Below are 20231 nucleotides of genomic sequence, written 5' to 3' on the forward strand. Positions count from 1 at the left end.
CCGTCGGGCGGCGCGGAGGGCGACCGTAGGCTGGACGGGTGAGTGACTCGTCGACCGCCGCCCCCGCCCCGACCTCCCCGCTGCTCGAGCGTCCCGGCGCGGTGCCCGGTGCCGGGATCGACGCGGCGGTGGCCTCGCACTACGGCGACCCGATGCGGGAGCAACGGCTGCTCGCCGAGGGGCTCGCGGTCGTCGACCTCTCCCATCGTGGGGTCGTCACCGTGGCGGGGCCGGATCGCCTGAGCTGGCTGCACTCGCTCACGACGCAGCATCTGTCCGATCTCGCACCCGGGCAGAGCACGGAGACCCTGCTCCTCTCGCCCAAGGGGCACGTGGAGAACGCGATGCACGTCGTCGACGACGGGGAGACGACGTGGCTGACCGTCGAACCGGGAGCCGCCGCTCCACTCGTCGAGTTCCTCGACCGGATGCGGTTCATGCTGCGCGTCGAGGTCGCCGACGTCACCGATCGGTACGCGGTGCTGGGCGAGCCCATCGCCGCCCCGAGCGCCCCGGGTGAACCGCTGGCGTGGGTCGACCCGTGGCCCGGGCCCGTCGGTGACACCGCGCTCTACGGCCCGGGGGAGTCCCACCCCGCCACCGGTCGGGCATGGCGTGAACTGCTCGTTCCCCGCGCGGATCTCTCGGCGGCGGTCGGCGACCGGGCACTCGCGGGGCTCTGGGCGGCGGAGGCCGAACGCGTGGGGGCCTGGCGTCCGCGGTTCGGTGCCGAGACGGACCACCGCACGATCCCGCACGAGGTCGACTGGCTGCGCACGGCCGTGCATCTGCACAAGGGCTGCTACCGCGGCCAGGAGACGATCGCCCGCGTCCACAATCTCGGCCGCCCGCCCCGTCGCCTCGTGTTCGCCCACCTCGACGGCTCCGGCCACGTGCTTCCGGTGCCGGGATGCGAGGTGTCGCATGCGGGTCGTGTCGTCGGCCGGCTCACGAGCGTGGCCCGCGACCAGGTCGACGGGCCGATCGCGCTCGCCGTCGTCAAACGCAACGTGCCGCTCGACGTCGATCTCGCCACCGTCCCGGTGGGGGACGAGGCCCCGGTGACGCTGGCGCAGACGGAGATCGTCGCGCCCTGACCGCCCCGACCGCCCCGACCGCCTGACCGCCCTGCCACGGCGGCGTCGACCCGACCCGCCGACGCCTCGATGCATCGCCGCGGCACTCCGGGGCCGTACCGGGGGTGGGTCCGCACGGTGAGGGAAGCCGAAGCGGTGGGGAACGCGCCGGGTGTCGCGCCGAGCGGTCGCGGCAGCGGCTGTCGTCGCCGAGCCTCCCCACGTCTCGTCCGTGCGGCCGCTCCGAGATCGCCTCCGCGGGTCGCGGGCCGGCGACGGTGGAAGACACCGGGGCCCAAGGGCGTCCGCGGGGCGATGTGACCCAGTCGCTGCTCACTCCCGCTTGCAATGCGCTAACTCCTGCAAGCACTATGGAGGTATGCCCCGACTCACCCCGCACGTGCCCGGCATGCGCGACCTCGGGGAGTACGTGCGCGAGCAGCGGGAGAACGCACAGCTGTCCGTTCGCCAGCTCTCCGCGGTGGCGGGCATCAGCAACCCCTATCTCTCGCAGATCGAGCGCGGACTGCGTCGACCGAGCGCCGACATCCTCAACTCCCTCGCCCGCGGACTGCAGATCTCCGCCGAGTCGCTGTACGTGCAGGCGGGCCTGCTCGACGAGTCGCGTGAGGCGAGCGCCGTCGATGTGCGTCTCGCCCTCTCGCTCGACCGCCACCTCACCGACCGCCAGCGGCGCATCATGATCGACCTCTACGACTCCTTCGTGCCGCGCGACGACGCCGACGAGGTCACCGAGGGAGAGCTCACGGACACCGCCGCCGCCACGAAGACCCGTGCGGCGAAGGCACCCACCACCAACGGCCGCGACGCGAAGTCCCGTGACGCGAAGACCCGTGACGCGAAGGCGAGCGGGAAGACCCGCGAGACGCAGACCCGCGCTCGCGCGGAGAAGGGGCATGTCGCCTCGACGCAGGTCGCGACCCTCGGGCCCGGTGCGCGTGTCACGGCGGCGAGCACCCCCGGGGCGAGCCTCGAGCCCCCGGTGAGCCCCGCCCGGCCGAAGGTCGACGTGGCCATCGCCACGACCCTCGTGAACGGGGCGACCGCGGGGATCACGGCGAGCGCCGTCGCTGCCGAGTCCACCTCGGCGGACACCCCGTCGGCCACCGCGACCGGACGACGCGGGGGATCGAAGCCCCGCTCGACCAGGTCGCGCGCCACCGCCACCGCCTCGTCCGTCGGCACACCCACAGTGACGGCCGATCGTGCCGCGGACGACACCGCGGCCGCAGGGACCGACGCGCGCGGCGACACCCGCCCGGCCCCCCGCCCCACCACCCGCCGCGCGGCCGACCGACGCGCCCCACAGACCCCTGCCACCCGACGACCCCGTACCCCCGACGCCCCCACGGAGAAGGAGTGACCATGTCACCGAAGAAGCCCACGACGTCCTCGACGAAGCCCACCGACCCGATCGCCCTGAGCGCGAAGACCGACACCACCAAGCCGGAGGCGACGACCACCGTGACCACCACCCCCAAGGTCCTGCGTGGCCGCACCGCCAAGGTGCTCGAGCCGGCCTACGCGCTGCTCGGCGCCACCGAGCTCACCGTCGACACGCTCCGCTCGCTGGGGTCCACCGACACCGGTGCCGAGGAGAACCGCCGTGGGCTCGCCGCCCTGCGTGGTGAGGTCGCCGACGTCGCCCGTGGCGCCCGCAAGGCCCCCGGTCTCGCCATGAGCGAGCTCCTCAAGGGTTACGCCCAGCTCGCCGAGCGGGGCCAGCACACCGTCACCGAGGCGATCCCGGCGATCAACCGTGCCCGCGCCACCGGCGAGGCCCACCTGCACGCGGAGGAGGCCCGCGCCCGCCGTGAGGCCCGTCGTCTCGCCCGCCAGGCCGGCGTCGCCGTCGGGCGTGGCCGCAACGCCGTCACGGGTGCCGCGGACGACGCGACGCGGGCCGCGAGCAAGGTCGCCGACGACGCGACGCGCGCCGCCGGCAAGGTCGTCGAGGCGGTCACGCACGCCGGTCACGACGACGCCCACACCACCCGTCGACCCGAGGCCCGTCGCCGCGCAGCCGTCATCGACACCTCGGTCACCGCCACGAGCCCCACCGGGGGCGAGGCCGACGCGCCCGTGCGTCACGACCGCGTCACCGCGGGCATCGAGGCCGGCGCCACGACGACCGCCCGCCGTTCGCCCCGCGCACGCAAGGCCGCCGCAGCCGCCGCCGAGGCCACCTCGACCGCGACCGGCACGTCCGCCGCCCGCGGCACGTCCGCCGCATCGCCCTCGGCCGCCGGCTCGCCGATCGCCAAGACGGCCAAGAAGACCGCGAAGAAGACGACGAAGAAGGCCGCGCCCAAGAGCGGCCCGACCCCGTCGACCCCGGCGAGCGCCCCCAAGGCCCCGGCAGCCTCCGCCGGCTCCGAGATCCAGATCGTCAAGACGCCCTCCGACGACATCGACATCCCCACCCCTGCCGACGTCGCCGCGGCCGTTCGCGAGAACGACCAGCTCGACTGATGCGTGCGGTCCTCCAGCGCATCGACGGCGCCCGCGTCGTCGTCGAGGGTGAGGAGGTCGGCCGTATCGACGGTCCCGGCGTCCTCGCCCTCGTCGCCGCGACGCACGCCGACGGTGACGCGGAGGTCGCCACGATGACGCGCAAGATCGCCGAGCTGCGCATGCTCGACGGTGAGGCGTCGGTGGAGGACGCCGGCGCCGGAGTGCTCGTCGTCAGCCAGTTCACCCTGTACGGCCGCACGAGCAAGGGGCGGCGTCCCTCGTGGAGTGACGCCGCCCCGGGTGCCATCGCCGAGCCGCTCGTCGATGCGGTCGCCGCGGGGCTTCGTGAACGCGGGATCACCGTCGCCACGGGCCGCTTCGGTGCGCACATGCGCGTCGTACTGTGCAACGACGGCCCGTTCACGCTCGTCGTCGACGTCTGAGGTCCCTGCCTCCGGCGTCGAGGCACGGCTGGTCGCCCACCGTGCCCAGCCCGCCCCGATCCCCGCCGTCAGGGGGTCGGGGCGAGGCGCGTCCGGCGTGGCTCCCCGACGGCGACGGGGTGGGGGACGACGAGCGGCGGGCTCGGTGTTCCTCACCCCTCGGCCCGGTGCCGCCGCTCCCGTAGTCTGGGGCGATGGAACTCGTGTTCGGTGCCCAGAACGCCGTCACCCTCGCACTCGGGGTGGCCGTCTTCGCGCTCGGTCTCTTCGCGTTCATCGACGCCCTGCGGCACGACAAGGCCGCGTTCGCCGTCGAGGGCAAGCAGAGCAAGACGTTCTGGACGATCGCGCTCGGTGTGTCGCTCGCAGTGCTGTTCGTGTCGATCCAATCCGTGCTCAACATGTTCGCGCTCATCGCGGTCGTCGCGGTCGGTGTCTACCTCGCCGACGTCCGTCCCGCCATCACACCCCACCGCGCCTACCGCCGCCGTAAGGGCGGCGCGAGCGGTCAGGGCCCCTACGGCTCGTGGTGATGCGGCGGCCCACCCGCCCCACCTCCCTGCTCGCCGGGCCCACCGGCGACATCGAGTACCTCACCGTCGGCCAGGGGGAGCCGACGACGCTCTTCGCCCACGGCCTCACCGGGTCGATCTCGACGACGAGACCGTTCGCGAGCGGTGTCCACGGCGCTCGCACGTTCCTCTCCTTCCGCGGCCACGGCGCCTCCGAGGCGCCCGAGACGGACTGGACCTACCCCGCCCTCGCCGCCGAGCTGCGCGCCGTGGCGGATCACGTGGCCGCCACGCGGTGTCTGGGGGTCAGCATGGGGGCGGGGGCCCTGTGCACGCTGCTGGCTCGGACCCCTCACCGGTTCGACCGGCTCGTGTTCGTCCTCCCGACGCCCGTCGACCGTCGACGCACCGACGGTGTCCCGGGCCGGTTCCTCGCCCTCGCCGACCTCGTCGACGCGCACGACCGCGCCGGCATCACGGGTCTCCTCCTCGCCGAACAACCCTCCGACATTCGCGACGAGCCGGTCGTCCGCAGGTGGGCGGTCGAGCAGGCTGCCTTCCTCGCCGGGACGCCGGTCTCGCGCGCGCTGCGCACGGTGCCTTTCGAGGTGCCGCTCACCGACCGTGAGGTGCTGCGCGCGGTGACGACGCCAGCCCTCGTCATCGGTCAGGAGGGGGACGACGTCCACCCCGCCGACGTGGCCCGCGATCTCGCTGCGGAGCTGCCGAACGCCGAGCTGGAGATCCTGCCGCCCGGGGGTGTGCTGTGGGGACACCGCGCCCGGGTGCGTGAACTCGTCTCCACGTTCCTCGCCGACCCCGTGCCGCCCTGCGAGTCGTCCTCGGGCGCCTTCGCGTCCTCCTCCCACCACGAACACGCCTGAGCAGAGGCCCCGACGCCCCGTTCTCGTGCCGGCCCACGCCCGCTCGACCGACGCGACGTGAGGTCGTCCTGCCGCCGGCCCTTTCGAGAGCGGTGCCACCCGGCACGCCCCGCCCGACCCGCGCGTCACCCGGTCACCCTGGAACGACCACGCTGGATGGAACGACCGCGCTGGATGGAACGACCACGGGTGGGTCCGAGTCCCCCGATATGATGGCGCCGGACCGTCCTGGGGGGAACCACGTCGGCCGAGTCGACACCATGCCCTTCGCGGCCAGCCGCGGCACACGAGAACGGAACGCGACATGAGCGAGATCAACGACAAGCGCGACGACGTCTTCACCGTCGAGCGGCCGTGGGGGGCGTTCCAGAACTTCGCGACCAACCAGAACGTCACCGTCAAGGTCATCACCGTCGCGCCCGGCTCGCGGCTGTCGCTGCAGAAGCACGCGCAGCGCGCCGAGATGTGGCAGGTGCTCGACGACGCCCCGGTCGACATCACCGTCGACGACCGCACGTGGCAGGCGACTCGAGGGGAGCTGGTGTGGATCCCGCTCGGCGCGGTCCACCGCATGGGCAACAGCGGATCGGCGACTGCCCGCGTGCTCGAGGTCGGCTTCGGGCACTTCGACGAGGACGACATCGAGCGTCTCGAGGACGACTACTCCCGCTCCTGAGCGGGCGCGGCCTCGCCGGGCCTCGGGGTTCTCACCGCGAGGCTCCGATGCCGTTCTCCGGCCTCACGCTGCCGCGCCTCCGGGGGCGACGGCCTCCCACCGCACGCTGACCTCGCCGAGTCGCCATCGGTGGGGCCCGTCGAGAACCGGCCACCCCCGCTCCCGGAGTGCGGCGCACGTCGCGAGGAACCGCTGCCGACGTCCGTACGGCGCGAGCGGCGCCGTGTTCCTCCACGCCGCGTCGAGGGCCGCGAGGTAGGCGTGGACGCGTTCACCGGGGACGTTGCGGTGGATCAGGGCTTTCGGCAGTCGCTCCGCGACGTCCGACGGGAGCGCGAAGCCGGCGAACGCGAGGGAGATCGTCAGCGAGCGTGGTCCCTGCTCGTCGAGGAGGACCCACGTGGCGCGGCGGCCGATCTCGTCGCATGTGCCCTCGAGGATGAGTCCGCCCGGTGCGAGCCGGTCCTGCAGCAGGCGCCAGGAGCCCGCGACCTCGGCCTCGTCGTACTGACGCAGGACGTTCGCCGCGCGGACGAGGACGGGCCGGCGCGCGAGGGCACCGAGGTCGAAGCCGCCACGCACGAAGTTCAGCCCTGGCGGGTCGGCGTGGGGGAGGGCGTCGGCGACGCGCGCCGGGTCGATCTCGACACCGACGACCTCGACGTCGGCCCGGAGGGCGGCGAGATGCCGACGCAGCTCGACGGTCGTCGTCGCCGCCGCGCCGTAGCCCAGATCGACGACGAGCGGTGCGGGCCCGGGCCGCCGCAGCAGGGCTGCGCTGCGGTGGGTGAGGAACCGGTCCATCCGCCGTAGCCGGTTCGCACCAGTCGTGCCACGGGTGATCACCCCCACGGGACGATCCGGACGGACTGCACGCACGACCTCACCGTACGGGGCCTCCGCAGCGCGACGCGAGCCCCCGTACCGGAACCGACCGACGGCGCACCTCGGCGGTCTCCGGGCCGCCGTTCGCGACCTCGACGCTCGTCGTGCGCGCGGGGGCAGACGAGTCCGAGCCACCACCCGCCGCGACCCCCGCCGACCTGCGACTCCGTCCGCCTTCTCGCGGGTGCTGCCATGACGGCGACCCGTGTCCGCGGGTCGCCGGGCGGGCAGGCAGGATGTGCCTCATGATCGCCTCGTCGTCTCCCTCGCCGTGCGGCGAGACCGTCCCGACGCCTCGGCGCGTCGCGATGATCACCGTGCACACCTCCCCGTTGGAGCGACCGGGGACGGGCGATGCAGGGGGCCTCAACGTCTACGTGGTCGAGACGGCGCGGCGGCTTGCGGCGCGAGGGATCGCGGTCGAGGTCTTCACCCGCGCGACCGGCAGCAGGCAGCCGCGATCGGTCGAACTCGCCCCAGGGGTGAACGTGCGGCACGTCGTGGCCGGGCCCTTCGACGGTCTGTCCAAGGAGGACCTGCCCGGGCAACTCTGCGCCTTCACGGCCGGGGTCATGCGCGAGGTCGCCGCGCATCCGGCGGGGCACTACGACGTCGTCCACTCCCACTACTGGCTGTCGGGGCAGGTGGGCTGGCTCGCGGCCGACCGGTGGCACGTGCCACTCGTGCACACGATGCACACCATGGCGCGGGTGAAGAACATCGGACTCGCCGAGGGCGACCGCCCCGAGCCCCGCGGACGGGAGATCGGTGAGGTCCAGGTCGTCGAGGCGGCGGACCGTCTCGTCGCGAACACCGACCTCGAGGCCCGGCAGCTCGTCGAGCTCTACGACGCCGACCCCGACCGGGTCCGGGTCGTCCACCCCGGCGTCGACCTCGACCTGTTCACCCCGGGGAACACGTCGCGGGCACGAGTCGCCGTCGGCGTCGAGGACGACGACCTGCTCGTGCTGTTCGTCGGCCGCATCCAACCGCTCAAGGCTCCGGACCTGCTTCTTCGCGCCGTGGCGGATCTCCGGTCCCGACGCCCAGACCTCGGTGCGCGGCTGCGGGTCGCGGTGCTCGGCGGGCCCAGTGGGTCCGGACTGGAACGGCCTCACTGGTTGGCCGACCTCGCCGCCGAGCTCGGCATCGCCGATCGTGTGGTGTTCGAGCCCCCGACGACCCGGGAGCACCTCGCCGAGTGGTACCGCGCGGCCGACCTCGTCGCGGTGCCGTCGTACAACGAGTCCTTCGGACTCGTGGCGGTCGAGGCGCAGGCCTGCGGGACGCCGGTCGTGGCCGCGGACGTCGGCGGGCTCCCGTTCGCCGTCGGCGGCGGGGTGCTGCTCCCCACCCACGCGACCGACGAGTGGAGCCGCGGGCTCGAGGCCCTCCTCGACGATCCCACCGAACGCGCCCGGCTCTCACGGGTGGCGACGAGCCACGCGGCGGGGTTCGGATGGGACCGGACGGCGGACTCGCTCGTGCGGGTTTACGGTGAGGCGATGACTTCTCGCGCCCGTCGGCTCCACGCCGACGGGTCGTGAGGCCTCACCACCCGACCACCCACGACTCAGCGGCGCCCCTCAGCGCCGACACGGACAGGACTCCCGCAGGTCGCCACCACCCTTCACCCGTCACGAACGACACCGGTGGAGGCCGAGCGACGACGAACCGGCCCCGCGCCCGGGGGACGACGAACGACCCGACGACCACACGACACGGCACTGCCGCCGGACCACAGCAGAGGTGACCCACATGCCCCAGTCCCCGGAGGCGATCGCCGCGCGCGACCTCATCCGCTCCTACGCCACCGAGCAAGGCGTGGACGTCGAGGACGGAAGCCGTCCGGGCGAACTCGTCCTCACCCTCCCCGGCGAGAACAAGCTCCGCACGACCTGTTCCCTCATCGCCGGCAACAGGGTGCTGTCGGTGTCGGCCTTCGTCATCCGCAACCCCGACGAGAACCACCTGTCGGTGTATCGGTTCCTCCTCCGCCGTAACCTCACGATGCCCGTCCTCGGCTACGCGATCGACGACTCCGGCGACGTGTACCTCACGGGCCAGGTGCCGATCGGGGCCCTCGACGAGGAGTTCCTCGACCAGATCCTCGGCATCGTCCTCGCCGGCACCGACGACATCTTCAACGAGCTCCTCGTCCTCGGGTTCCTCGGCTCGATGCGCAAGGAGTGGCAGTGGCGGGTCTCCCGTGAGGAGTCCCTCGCGAACCTCGAGGCCTTCCGCGAGATCCTCCAGCAGGAGGAGGACGGTCAGGACTCCGAGAACAGCCATGAGGCGAGCGTCGAGGGCGAGAACGGCCTGACCGCGGGCGGGACGACGGCCGAGGAACCGATCGACCGCGACGGGGGTGCGGACGGGGTACGACGCCTTCCCCATGACCGACCCCGTCGAGACGGGTCGGACGGCACCGACGCCCGGGGCTGAGGCGCGCCCTCGGCCGATCGCGGGATCTCACGGGAGCTCACGGGCGGCGCCCCGCACGGCCCGCGAGGTGTCGGGGACCACCGGCCCCCGCCCCTCCACTCGCGCCGCACGGCGAGGGTCGCTGACTAGAGTGGGTTCATGACCTACACCCTCGTGCTGTTGCGCCACGGCGAGAGCCAGTGGAACGCCAAGAACCTGTTCACCGGCTGGGTCGACGTCGACCTCTCCGACAAGGGTCGGGCGGAGGCGGCACGCGGTGGCGAGCTGCTCAAGGAGAAGGGCATGCTGCCCGACATCCTGTTCACCTCGGTGCTGCGCCGCGCCATCACGACCGCCAACCTCGCCCTCGACACGGCCGATCGTCATTGGATCCCGGTCAAGCGGTCCTGGCGCCTCAACGAGCGCCACTACGGCGCGCTGCAGGGCAAGGACAAGAAGCAGACCAAGGAGGAGTTCGGCGAGGAGCAGTTCATGCTCTGGCGCCGCTCCTACGACACCCCGCCCCCGCCGATCGACCCCGAGAACGAGTTCAGCCAGGCGCACGACGTGCGCTACGAGGGCATCGACGGCGAGAACCCCGCCACGGAGTGCCTCGCCGACGTCGTCGAGCGGCTCGTGCCGTACTGGGAGTCCGACATCATCCCGGAGCTGAAGGCGGGCAAGACCGTGCTCGTCGCAGCCCACGGCAACAGCCTCCGCGCGCTGGTCAAGCACCTCGACGGCATCAGCGACGACGACATCGCCGGCCTCAACATCCCGACCGGCATCCCGCTCGTCTACGAACTCGACGAGGACTTCAAGCCCGTGACCAAGGGCGGCACCTACCTCGACCCCGAGGCCGCCAAGGACGCCATCCAGGCCGTCGCCAACCAGGGCAAGTGAGGCGCTGCGCACCGGCGAGGTGGCGCACCCGGACACGACTCGGCCCGGCTCCCCCCGAGGGAGCCGGGCCGATCTGCGCTCGGGCGGCAGGAGCGCCCGAGAGGTGGGGTGTCGAGGCGGAGGTCAGTCGACGTCGTCGAGCGACTTCCACTGCCCGGTGACGAGGTAGACGACCTGGCGGGCGACGGCGACGGAGTGGTCGGCGAAGCGCTCGTAGTAGCGCGACAACAGGGTGATGTCGACGGTGACGTCGGCGGGGTGGGTCCACTCGGGGGACGCGAGGATGGTGAAGATGCGGCGGTGGAGGGTGTCCATCTCGTCGTCCTCACCGCTGAGGTTCCTCGCGGCCTCGATGTCCTTGGACGAGATGATGGCCCCGGCCTGAAGGACGAGGCGGTCGGCGATCTCGCCCATCTCGAAGATGATGCCGCGGAGCTCCGGGGGGACGGCGCTCTCGGGGTACCGAAGCCGTGCCACCTTGGCGACGTGCTCGGCGAGGTCGCCCATGCGCTCGAGGCTCGTGGCCATGTGCAGCGCGGTGACGACGATGCGGAGGTCGGTGGCCACGGGCTGCTGCCGGGCGAGGAGCCCGACAGCGAGCTCGTCGAGGTCGGAACGGAGGGTGTCGATCTCGACGTCGGCGCTGATGACGCCCTCGGCCAGCTCGAGGTCGGCGTCGAGCAGCGCCGTGGTGGACCGGTTCATGGCCGAGGCCACGAGACGGGTCATCTCGACGAGCTGGTCGGAGATCCGGTCGAGATCTTCGTGGAAGGCGTCGCGCATGGTGTCCTTCTCGCGTATCGACGCCGCCGGGGCGCCGGATCAGGGTGGGCTTGACGGTCGAAGCCTAGCCGTGGGATGCCCCGGGGCAGGATCGACCGACCGGCGGGTTCGCCGCGAGCCCAAACTTCGCAGGCGCGGATGAACGGGGAGGGCATCTGCGGTGAACTCTCACTGGTCGGCGAGCCTGACCTGGGCCGACCCGGCCGGATGGGCGCAGCGCAGGCCCCGCCTACCCCTACGCTGGCACCGTGGACCCGATGCTCGTGCCCGTCGCCGCTGGATGCGCGGGTCTCCTGTTCGGCGCTGCGGGAGGGTGGGGACTCGGTCGTCGGCGACGTGGGGACGGCGACCTCTCTCGGGACGCGCAGACGGCCATCGATGCGGTCGAGGCGCAGGCGAGGGCCGACGCCGCCGTCTCCGACGTGCTCCTGGTCCTGCGGTCCAGCGCCATCGTCCTCGACGCCCATGAACGTGCGGTCGCCGTGAGCCCCACCGCCCGGGCGCTCGGGTTCGTCCGTGACGACACCCTCGTCCAGCCCGACCTCCTCGAGCTCACCCGCACCGCCCGGCGTACCCATGCCATCCACGAGGCCGAACTCAACCTGCCCCGCGGGCCGCTCGGTACCGGGGAGATCACCGTTGCCGCACGCGCCGCCCCGCTCGGGGATCGCCACCTGCTGCTCCTGCTCGAGGATCGCACACAGGCCCGTCGGGTCGAGGCCGTCCGACGTGACTTCGTGGCGAACGTCAGCCATGAGCTCAAGACGCCCGTCGGCGGCATCGCGCTGCTCGCCGAGGCCGTCCTCGACGCCGCGGACGACCCCGAAGCCGTCGCGCGGTTCGCCCGTCGCATCAAGATCGAGAGCACCCGCCTCACCCGCCTCGTCAAGGAGATCGTCGACCTGTCGCGGCTCCAGACGGCCGAGACCCCCGAGGACCCCCAGCTCGTCGACATCGACGAGGTCGTGCAGGAGTCGGTCGACCTCATGCTCACCCTCGCCGAGGGCAAGCGCATGAGCTTCCGGGTCTCCTCCGCCGAGGACCTGTTCGTCTACGGCGACTCCTCCATGCTCGTCACCGCGCTCACCAACCTGCTCACGAACGCGATCGCCTACTCGCCGGAGGACACCCGCATCACCGTGGTCTCCCGCGCCGTCGAGGACATCGTCGAGATCTCGGTGACCGATCAGGGCCGCGGCATCTCCGGCGAGGACCAGGAGCGCGTGTTCGAACGGTTCTACCGCGTCGACGCCGCCCGTTCGCGCGCCACCGGCGGCACCGGTCTGGGACTCGCCATCGTCAAGCACATCTGTGCCAACCACGGTGGCGAGGTCACACTCTGGAGCCAGGAGGGGCGCGGGTCCACGTTCACGATGCGCCTCCCGCGCGCCCAGTCCGATGTTCTCAGCCCCAATCCCCTCTCGAAGGAGCACAGCACATGACTCGGATCCTGGTGGTCGAGGACGAGGAGTCGTTCTCCGACCCGCTGGCCTACCTGTTGCGCAAGGAGGGCTACGACGTCGCCATCGCCGAGACCGGCCCCGAGGCGCTCGAGCAGATGGCGCGGACCGGCGCCGACCTGGTGCTCCTCGACCTCATGCTCCCCGGCCTCTCCGGCATCGACGTGTGCCGCACGCTGCGCCAGCGCTCCTCGGTGCCGATCATCATGCTGACGGCCAAGGACAGCGAGATCGACAAGGTCGTGGGTCTGGAGATCGGCGCCGACGACTACGTCACCAAGCCGTACAGCAGCCGTGAACTCCTCGCCCGCATCAAGGCCGTGCTCCGCCGGCAGGAGCCCGAGGAACTGCTGCCCAACACCCTCGAGTCGGGCCCGGTGCGCATGGACGTCGAGCGGCACGTCGTCTCCGTCGAGGGGGAGCACACGCCCCTGCCTCTCAAGGAGTTCGAACTCCTCGAGATGCTGCTGCGCAACGCCGGTCGCGTACTGACCCGCATGCAGCTCATCGACCGGGTGTGGGGCAGCGACTACGTCGGCGACACGAAGACGCTCGACGTGCACATCAAGCGCCTGCGGGCCAAGATCGAGCCCGACCCGGCCAAGCCGGTCCACATCGTCACGGTGCGGGGGTTGGGGTACAAGTTCGAAGGGCCGTGACCGTGCCGTCGTGATGCCGACCGGCGAAGGGGCGAGGCCTCTGCTGACCGCGGCCGACGCTGCGCCCCGGCTGCCCGACGGTTCGGCATCCGCCGGGAACGACGTCGTCCCGCACACCCGGGGGTGTGCGGGACGACGTGTCGATCGGAGGCCCTTCGCGGCACGTCACGCCGCGTGAGACTCGTGACGTGACTCCCGGTGACCTCGCCGGGTGCCCGTGGGAACCCGAGCGACGACGGTGCGCTCAGGGCGTGGTGGGTGAGGCGGTGGGCGTCGCGGCCGGAGCCGTGGTGGCGGGGGAGGCCGGGGCCGTGGTGGCCGTCGTGGTCGGTGTCGGTGCAGCAGTCTGCGCAGGCGACTCGGTCGGCGTGGCCTCGCCGCTCTGGCCGTGGTCCCCGCCCTCGGCGACGGTAGGGGTGATCGTGCCGCCCTTGTTGTACGCGCCGTAGGCGCCGTAGGGGGCGACGACCGGAACCTGGATCGTCTGGCTGCCGACACCCGTCGAGGTGACCGTGACGTCGAGCAGGGCGCCGGGCGGAACGGGCACGTTTGCGACCTTGGTGCTGCGACCGCCCTCGGGCTCGCTGACCTGCTGCGAGGACAGGGGCTTGATGTCGATGCTCATGGGCTGGCCCTCGGGCACGGCGAACGTGACCTGCACGGGCTGGTTGGTGTTGTTGACACCGAGGCCCACGAGGGTGCCCTCCGCGCCCTTCTTCTCGGCGACGACGAGGAGGTTGTCCACCTTGACGCCACCCAGCGAGACCGAACGACCATCGGCGGGGTCGTACTGCTTCTCCGTCTGGATCGGGGAGGTCCACTGGCAACCCGCGAGGGCGAGGCCCACGATGGGCGCGAGGAGGATCGCGCGCGACGCACGTCGGCGCGAGGTCGGTGCGGCGGGGATTCGTCGAGTCACGCGGCAAGACTACCCAATCAGTGCCCGTGCATCCGCGCGTCGGCCCCGGCGACCTGCCCGTGATTCCCCGGCGACGGGCGCGGGGGTGTCTCACGTCACGAGGAGCTGAGGGGTGTGACGACCGCCCTCGCGCCGGCGCCGCTTCGTTCCGCCCGCGGGGGCGCGCGCGTACGGAACGCTCGTCCAGTTGTCAAGGGAGGATGTCGGCGAACTTCCTCAGCACACCGTCTCTGACCAGCACGGATGTCGGCGCTCGTGTTTCCGGCAAGGGGCCGCCGTGGTATCCTGGAGGCCGCGAAAGGGGAATACGAGAATATGGTCTTCAATGTCGGCGAGACGGTCGTGTACCCGCATCACGGTGCGGCACTCATCGAGCAGATCAAGACGCGCACCATCAGAGGTGAGGAGAAGCTCTACCTCGTTCTCAAGGTCGCCCAGGGCGACCTGACCATCGAGGTCCCCGCAGACAACTGTGACCTCGTCGGCGTGCGTGACGTGGTGGGCCGGGACGGTCTCGACCGTGTGTTCGAGGTCCTCCGCGCCCCGCATGCCGAGGAGCCCACCAACTGGTCCCGCCGCTTCAAGGCCAACCTCGAGAAGCTCGCCTCCGGCGACGTCATCAAGGTGGCCGAGGTCGTCCGCGACCTGTGGCGTCGGGAGCGCGACCGCGGCCTGTCGGCCGGGGAGAAGCGCATGTTGGCCAAGGCCCGCCAGATCCTCGTCTCCGAGCTCGCGCTCGCCGAGAAGACCGATGAGGACAAGGCCTCCGACATGCTCGACGAGGTGCTGGCCTCCTGAACGCTGCGGTCGTCGTCGTCGCTGCCGGCAGTGGGCAGCGCCTGGGTGCCGACATGCCCAAGGCGTTCGTCGACCTCCAGGGTCGTCCTCTGCTGCGGTGGGCCCTCGATCAGGCGCTCGCGTGTGAACAGATCGGCCATGTCGTCGTGGTCGCGCCGGGCGAGTGGCTCGGGGCGGCCCGCGACATCGTCGGCGAGGCCCTCGGGGCCTCGGATCGTGACTCCGAGACCGGTCTTGCGGTTCGGGCCGACGTCGTCGTCGGGGGCGCCGAGCGACGCGCCTCGGTCGCGGCGGGTCTCGCAGCACTCGGGCCGGACGACGGTCTGGTCCTCGTGCACGACGCGGCGCGGGCCCTGGCTCCGCCCTCGCTGTTCGCCCGCGTCGTCGAGGCCCTCCGCCGCGGTCATGGAGCCGTGATTCCGGGCCTCGCGGTCGTCGACACGATCAAGAGCATCGATGACACGGGCGCGGTCACGGCCACCTTCGACCGGACGACGCTGCGCGCCATCCAGACCCCCCAGGGGTTCGTGCGTGAGATCCTCGTGCACGCTCACGAGGAGAACCCCGACGTCACGGTCACCGACGACGCCGGGCTCGTCGAACTCACCGGCGCCCCCATCCACGTCGTCGACGGCGAGCCCTGGGCCGCCAAGATCACGACCCCCGAGGACCTCGACGCGGCCGAACGCCGGTTGCGGTCCGCGCAGGTGACCTCGTGAGCGAGTCCGCCGCTCATCCACCTGCCCCCTTCGTCGTCGGCGTGGGGACCGACGTCCACGCCTTCGCCGCCCCCGACTCCGGACGGGCGCTGTGGGTCGGTGGCATCGAGTGGCCCGGCGAGGTCGGGCTCGACGGGCACTCGGACGCCGACGTCGCCGCCCACGCGGCGTGCGACGCGCTGTTCTCCGCGGCCGGGATCGGCGACCTCGGCGCTCACTTCGGCACCGCGCGTCCGGAGTTCGCCGGCGCCTCGGGCTGTGTGCTGCTCGCCGAGGCGGCCCGCCTCGTGCGGGCGGAGGGCTTCGAGATCGGCAACGTGTCGGTGCAGGTCATCGGCAACCGACCCAAGATCGGTACCCGCCGCGCGGAGGCGCAGGCCGCACTGTCGCAGGCCGCAGGAGCGCCGGTGGCCCTCAGCGGCACGACGACCGATGGGCTCGGGCTGACGGGCCGCGGCGAGGGTGCCGCGGCCGTCGCCGTGGCACTGCTCTTCCGCCGCTCCTGAGGGCCGGGCCCACCCACTCGCTCGTCCCGAGGGGAGACCTGCGTCGTCGATGTGGCAACGTCGGCGGAGTCGACGCGGTGACCGAATGCCGCCCGGCGCCGTGAACTGCACCTTCTCCGAACCGGCGCTCTCCGCGCCAGATCGACGTCGCCGTTGTTGCCACATGCGCCGAAGAGCCCTCGTCCGTGAGCCGCCCCGACCGCTGCGCACGGCCCGACGAGCCAGGTGCGGCGTGGTGGTCTCACCCGGTGGACCCCGAGGTGCCCCGTCCCGCGCCGGTCGGGGCGCGCGGGCGCGCCTAGTAGGCTGGCGCGGTGAGTCTCTACCTGTACGACACCGCCGCCCGCGACCTCCGGGAGTTCGTCCCGCTCGAGCAGGGCAAGGTCGGCATGTACATCTGCGGACTCACGACGCAGGGCACGCCGCACATCGGCCACCTGCGCTTCGCGGTCGCCTTCGACATCCTGCGGCGCTGGCTCGAGTACGGGCACGGCTACGAGGTGACGATGGTGCGCAACGTCACCGACATCGACGACAAGATCCTGCGCCGCTCCGCGGAGAACGACGCCCCGTGGTGGGCCTGGAGCTACGCCCACGAGCGCGAGACGACGGCCGCGCTCGACACCCTCGGCATCGCTCCGCCCACGTACGAACCGCGTGCCACGGGGCACATCACCGAGATGGTCGAGCTCATGGACACCCTCGTCGGGCGGGGCCACGCCTACGCGGCCTCCGACGGCAGCGGCGACGTGTACTTCGACGTGCGCTCCTTCCCCGAGTACGGCGCGCTCACCCGCCAGTCCATCGACGACATGGAGGCCGCCGCCGACGCCGACCCCCGCGGTAAGAAGGATCCCCGCGACTTCGCGCTGTGGAAGGGTCACAAGGACGGGGAGCCGGAGACGGCGAGTTGGCCCACCCCGTACGGCCGAGGCCGGCCCGGGTGGCACCTCGAGTGCTCGGCGATGGCTCGCAAGTACCTCGGTGACACCTTCGACATCCACGGCGGCGGTGTCGACCTGCGCTTCCCCCACCACGAGAACGAGCAGGCCCAGTCGCGCGCGGCCGGGCTGGGCTTCGCGCGGTACTGGATGCACAACGCCTGGCTCACCGCGGCGGGAGAGAAGATGAGCAAGTCGCTCGGCAACGGGATGACCGTCGAGGAGATCACGAAGGTCGCGCGGCCGCTCGCCGTGCGGTACTACATCGGCGCCTCGCACTACCGGTCGACCCTCGAGTACCAGCCGAGTTCCCTCACCGAGGCCGAGACGGCGGTGACCCGCATCGAGGGCTTCCTCGAGCGGGCGGGGGGTCGGGCCCTGCGGGAGGAGCCGCTGCTCCCGGTCACCGAGCTGCCGGGTGGGTTCGCCGCGGCGATGGACGATGACCTCGGGGTGGCCGGCGCCCTCGCCGTCGTCCACGACACGGTGCGCGCCGGCAACTCGGCGCTGGACTCCGGTGACACGGGAGCTGCGCGGCTGGCCGCGCGGCAGGTCCTCGCGATGACCTCGGTCCTCGGCGTCGACCCCTACGACCCCGTGTGGCAGGGAGGCGCGACGGCGGATTCCGGTCTCGAGGGCGCGCTCGACGCCCTCGTGCAGGAGCGTCTCGCCGCCCGTGCCGCCGCTCGCGCCGACCGTGACTTCGCCACGGCCGACGCCATCCGAGACTCCCTCACCGCGGCCGGTGTCGCGGTCGAGGACACCCCCTCCGGCGCGCGCTGGTCCCTGGCCCGCCACGCCGACGACCACAAGGACTGACATGCCCGGAAACTCCCAGCGCCGCGGCGCGACCCGCAAGGGCAACTCGCGCAAGGGCGCCGTCGTCGGCAGTGGCGGCCAGCGCCGTCGCGGCCTCGAGGGCCGCGGCCCGACGCCCAAGGCCGAGGACCGCGTCTACCACAAGGCGCACAAGAAGAAGCGCGCGGCTCAGGCCGCCGCCTCGACGCCGCAGGGCCGCAAGACGTCACGCCCTGCCGGCGGTGGCGGGGGCGGACGTCGGGGGCCGCGCACGAGCGAGATGGTCGCCGGGCGCAACTCCGTCGTCGAGGCGTTGCGCGCCGAGATCCCCGCGACGACCCTGTACGTCGCAAGCCGCATCGACTCCGACGACCGCGTGCGCGAGGCCGTCAAGGTCGCCTCCGAGCGGGGGATCCCCATGCTCGAGACCCCGCGGGGCGAGCTCGACCGGCTCACCGACGGCGCGTCCCACCAGGGCCTCGCCCTCCAGATGCCCGCCTACGAATACGCCGACCCGGCAGACCTCGTCGACCCGCAGACCGCCGGCATCCCACTCGTCGTCGCGCTCGACGGCATCACCGACCCCCGCAACCTCGGCGCGATCATCCGGTCCGTCGCGGCGTTCGGCGGTCAGGGCGTCATCGTGCCGGAGCGTCGGTCCGTCGGCATGACGGCGTCGGCGTGGAAGACGAGCGCGGGCGCCGCGGCGCGAGTCCCGGTGGCGCAGGCCTCGAACCTCGTCCGGGTGCTGGAGGCATACCGCAAGCAGGGCTTCTTCGTCGTCGGGCTCGACATGGAGGGTGACGTCTCGCTGCCCGACCTCGAGCTCGCGACCGAACCCCTCGTCGTCGTCGTCGGTTCCGAGGGCAAGGGTCTGTCCCGTCTCGTCCGTGAGACCTGTGACCAGATCGCCTCCATTCCCATGGCTGCGGCGGTCGAGTCCCTCAACGCCGGCGTCGCCACCGGCGTCGCGCTCTACGAGGTCGCCCGCCGCCGCGCCAGCTGACCTCCGCCCCGCCCCCACTGTGGTCCGGGTGACGTCATCGATGACGTCGCCCGGTTGGGGGAGGCAGGAGGGCGGGTGGGTCAGGTCTCGTCGGGGGGGAACATGGCGACGACGGGCATCTCGACCGTGTCGACGCCGACGACGGACTTCTCGTCCGGCTTGTCGGGCAGGACGTGGGCGAGGTAATCGGCGAAGGCCCATTGCGTCGTGACGTCGCTGCCGGTGCGTTCGGACAGGTACCAGCGGTGTTCGAGGACCTCGTGGAAGATCTGGGCGTCCTCCAGCTTGGCGGACAGCTCCTCGGGGATGTTGCGGACGACGGGCTCGTAGACCCGCAGCATCCAGTCGTGGGCGGCGAGTTCCTCGGCGTCGTGGTCGCGGCCCGCGCCGGCGCGGAAGGCGTCGAGGTCGTTGAGGAGACGCCTCGCCTGGTTCTCATGCACGTCGAGCCCCGTGAGGCGGAGGAGTCGGCGGCGGTGGTGGCCGGCGTCGACGACCTTGGGCTGGATCTGGATCGAGGCCCCGTCGAGGTCGGTCGACATCTCGAACTCGTCGACGTCGAAACCGAGTTGGTTGAGACGGCGGACCCGTTCCTCGAGACGCCACCGGTCGCCCCGCTCGAAGCGTTCGAGGCCGGTGAGCTCCTCCCAGAGCTGGGCGTAGCGCAGCAGGATGCGCTCGGAGATGTCGATGGGGTCGGCTTCGTCGGGGATGACCCCGCCCGCCGCGAGGTCCATGAGCTCGCCGGCGATGTTGACCCGTGCGATGTCGAGGTCGTGGGCACGCTGACCGTCGGAGAGAGAGGGGAACAGCTGCCCGGTCTCCGCGTCGACGAGGTAGGCGGCGAAGGCCCCCGCGTCGCGGCGGAACAGCGTGTTCGACAGGCTCACGTCACCCCACCAGAACCCCGCGAGGTGCAGGCGGGCGAGCAGCACGGCGAGGGCGTCGAGCAGCCGGAGAACGGTGTCCGGCTGGAGGCGTTGGCTGAACAGAGCCCGGTAGGGGAGGGAGAACTGGAGGTGATCGGTGAGGAGGATGGCGTCGAGCGGTTCGCCCTCAGGGGTCGCCCGTCCGCTGACGACCCCATAGGGGGCGACACTGGGCAGCCCGAGTCGGGTGAGGTTGCGCAGCATCTCGTACTCGCGGACCGCGACGTCGTCGCGGATCTCCTTGGCGGCGACGATCCGTCGTCCGAGCTTGACGAATCGCACGATGTGTCGCGAGATCCCACGGGGCAGGGCCGCGAGGTGACTGTCGTCCCACTCCTCCAGAGGCGTCGACCACGGCAGGTCGAACAGCGCCGGGTCGGCATAGGACGTCAGGTATTGCAGCGGCACCTCCCCATCGTGTCAGACGAGGTCGTC

The 20231-nt window shown here is 72.1% G+C and carries 21 protein-coding genes; 17 read left to right on the forward strand and 4 right to left on the reverse strand.

Annotated features, from left to right (window positions below; genetic code table 11):
* Positions 1 to 38: 38 nt before the first annotated feature.
* The 7 genes from RT054_RS08900 to RT054_RS08930 all read left to right on the forward strand — a co-directional run bounded on the left by RT054_RS08900 (position 39) and on the right by RT054_RS08930 (position 6066).
* Positions 39 to 1097 carry a folate-binding protein gene (locus tag RT054_RS08900; RefSeq protein WP_313023166.1) on the forward strand — a complete coding sequence of 353 codons (1059 nt, stop codon included), beginning with the start codon at positions 39 to 41 and terminating at the stop codon, positions 1095 to 1097.
* A gap of 358 nt (positions 1098 to 1455) precedes the next feature.
* Entirely contained in the window at positions 1456 to 2460 is a 1005-nt protein-coding gene (locus tag RT054_RS08905; protein WP_313023169.1) for a helix-turn-helix domain-containing protein, read from the forward strand.
* Between the two features lie 2 nt (positions 2461 to 2462).
* Positions 2463 to 3569 carry a hypothetical protein gene (locus RT054_RS08910; protein WP_313023171.1) on the forward strand — a complete coding sequence of 369 codons (1107 nt, stop codon included), beginning with the start codon at positions 2463 to 2465 and terminating at the stop codon, positions 3567 to 3569.
* Positions 3569 to 3994 carry a D-aminoacyl-tRNA deacylase gene (dtd, locus tag RT054_RS08915; protein WP_313023172.1) on the forward strand — a complete coding sequence of 142 codons (426 nt, stop codon included), beginning with the start codon at positions 3569 to 3571 and terminating at the stop codon, positions 3992 to 3994. The genes RT054_RS08910 and dtd overlap by 1 nt, the downstream gene beginning before the upstream one ends.
* 194 nt (positions 3995 to 4188) lie before the next feature.
* Positions 4189 to 4527, forward strand: a complete 339-nt coding sequence (locus tag RT054_RS08920) for a DUF2516 family protein (protein ID WP_313023173.1) — start codon at positions 4189 to 4191, stop codon at positions 4525 to 4527.
* A complete protein-coding gene (locus tag RT054_RS08925) occupies positions 4527 to 5390 on the forward strand; it encodes an alpha/beta hydrolase (protein ID WP_313023175.1) in 864 nt (287 codons plus the stop codon). Before RT054_RS08920 ends, RT054_RS08925 begins: the two co-directional genes overlap by 1 nt.
* A 304-nt stretch (positions 5391 to 5694) precedes the next feature.
* Entirely contained in the window at positions 5695 to 6066 is a 372-nt protein-coding gene (locus RT054_RS08930; protein ID WP_312717642.1) for a phosphomannose isomerase type II C-terminal cupin domain, read from the forward strand.
* 63 nt (positions 6067 to 6129) lie between these two features.
* Here the strand turns inward: RT054_RS08930 and RT054_RS08935 are convergent, their stop codons facing one another.
* Positions 6130 to 6870, reverse strand: a complete 741-nt coding sequence (locus RT054_RS08935) for a class I SAM-dependent methyltransferase (RefSeq protein ID WP_313023176.1) — start codon at positions 6868 to 6870, stop codon at positions 6130 to 6132.
* A gap of 326 nt (positions 6871 to 7196) precedes the next feature.
* Here RT054_RS08935 and mshA point away from each other — a divergent pair, with 326 nt between their 5' ends.
* The 3 genes from mshA (at position 7197) to RT054_RS08950 (ending at position 10278) form a co-directional block, all read left to right on the forward strand.
* On the forward strand, positions 7197 to 8498 hold the full coding sequence (gene mshA / locus RT054_RS08940) for a D-inositol-3-phosphate glycosyltransferase (RefSeq protein ID WP_313023179.1): 1302 nt from the start codon (positions 7197 to 7199) through the stop codon (positions 8496 to 8498).
* 211 nt (positions 8499 to 8709) lie between these two features.
* Positions 8710 to 9396: a YbjN domain-containing protein gene (locus RT054_RS08945; protein ID WP_313023181.1), complete on the forward strand. Its 687-nt coding sequence runs from the start codon at positions 8710 to 8712 to the stop codon at positions 9394 to 9396.
* A gap of 138 nt (positions 9397 to 9534) precedes the next feature.
* A complete protein-coding gene (locus RT054_RS08950) occupies positions 9535 to 10278 on the forward strand; it encodes a phosphoglyceromutase (RefSeq protein ID WP_312717649.1) in 744 nt (247 codons plus the stop codon).
* Positions 10279 to 10401: 123 nt separating this feature from the next.
* Here RT054_RS08950 and phoU read toward each other — a convergent pair whose 3' ends face one another.
* The gene (gene phoU / locus RT054_RS08955; protein ID WP_313023184.1) at positions 10402 to 11061 is read right to left on the reverse strand and encodes a phosphate signaling complex protein PhoU; all 660 of its coding nucleotides are present in this window, start codon (positions 11059 to 11061) and stop codon (positions 10402 to 10404) included.
* Positions 11062 to 11318: 257 nt separating this feature from the next.
* Here phoU and RT054_RS08960 point away from each other — a divergent pair, with 257 nt between their 5' ends.
* Both RT054_RS08960 and RT054_RS08965 read left to right on the forward strand, forming a co-directional pair.
* On the forward strand, positions 11319 to 12503 hold the full coding sequence (locus RT054_RS08960) for an ATP-binding protein (RefSeq protein WP_313023239.1): 1185 nt from the start codon (positions 11319 to 11321) through the stop codon (positions 12501 to 12503).
* Positions 12500 to 13180 carry a response regulator transcription factor gene (locus tag RT054_RS08965; RefSeq protein WP_313023185.1) on the forward strand — a complete coding sequence of 227 codons (681 nt, stop codon included), beginning with the start codon at positions 12500 to 12502 and terminating at the stop codon, positions 13178 to 13180. The genes RT054_RS08960 and RT054_RS08965 overlap by 4 nt, the downstream gene beginning before the upstream one ends.
* A 244-nt stretch (positions 13181 to 13424) precedes the next feature.
* Here the strand turns inward: RT054_RS08965 and RT054_RS08970 are convergent, their stop codons facing one another.
* Complete coding sequence (locus tag RT054_RS08970; protein ID WP_313023187.1) at positions 13425 to 14099, reverse strand: hypothetical protein; 675 nt, start codon at positions 14097 to 14099, stop codon at positions 13425 to 13427.
* Between the two features lie 315 nt (positions 14100 to 14414).
* On the opposite strand from RT054_RS08970, the gene RT054_RS08975 reads away from it, so the two are divergent.
* The 5 genes from RT054_RS08975 to rlmB all read left to right on the forward strand — a co-directional run bounded on the left by RT054_RS08975 (position 14415) and on the right by rlmB (position 18867).
* Positions 14415 to 14897: a CarD family transcriptional regulator gene (locus RT054_RS08975; protein ID WP_312717658.1), complete on the forward strand. Its 483-nt coding sequence runs from the start codon at positions 14415 to 14417 to the stop codon at positions 14895 to 14897.
* A 53-nt stretch (positions 14898 to 14950) separates the two neighbouring features.
* Positions 14951 to 15616: a 2-C-methyl-D-erythritol 4-phosphate cytidylyltransferase gene (gene ispD, locus RT054_RS08980; protein WP_313023191.1), complete on the forward strand. Its 666-nt coding sequence runs from the start codon at positions 14951 to 14953 to the stop codon at positions 15614 to 15616.
* Entirely contained in the window at positions 15613 to 16122 is a 510-nt protein-coding gene (gene ispF / locus RT054_RS08985) for a 2-C-methyl-D-erythritol 2,4-cyclodiphosphate synthase (RefSeq protein WP_313023192.1), read from the forward strand. Before ispD ends, ispF begins: the two co-directional genes overlap by 4 nt.
* 314 nt (positions 16123 to 16436) lie before the next feature.
* Positions 16437 to 17882 (forward strand): cysteine--tRNA ligase, encoded by a 1446-nt coding sequence (cysS, locus tag RT054_RS08990; protein WP_312717665.1) that lies wholly within the window; start codon positions 16437 to 16439, stop codon positions 17880 to 17882.
* A 1-nt stretch (position 17883) separates the two neighbouring features.
* Entirely contained in the window at positions 17884 to 18867 is a 984-nt protein-coding gene (gene rlmB / locus RT054_RS08995; RefSeq protein WP_312717667.1) for a 23S rRNA (guanosine(2251)-2'-O)-methyltransferase RlmB, read from the forward strand.
* Positions 18868 to 18947: 80 nt separating this feature from the next.
* Here the strand turns inward: rlmB and RT054_RS09000 are convergent, their stop codons facing one another.
* Positions 18948 to 20204 carry a DUF4032 domain-containing protein gene (locus tag RT054_RS09000; RefSeq protein WP_313023193.1) on the reverse strand — a complete coding sequence of 419 codons (1257 nt, stop codon included), beginning with the start codon at positions 20202 to 20204 and terminating at the stop codon, positions 18948 to 18950.
* Positions 20205 to 20231 lie beyond the last annotated feature (27 nt).

Source organism: Mobilicoccus sp. (assembly GCF_032060985.1).
Classification (GTDB): domain Bacteria; phylum Actinomycetota; class Actinomycetes; order Actinomycetales; family Dermatophilaceae; genus Mobilicoccus.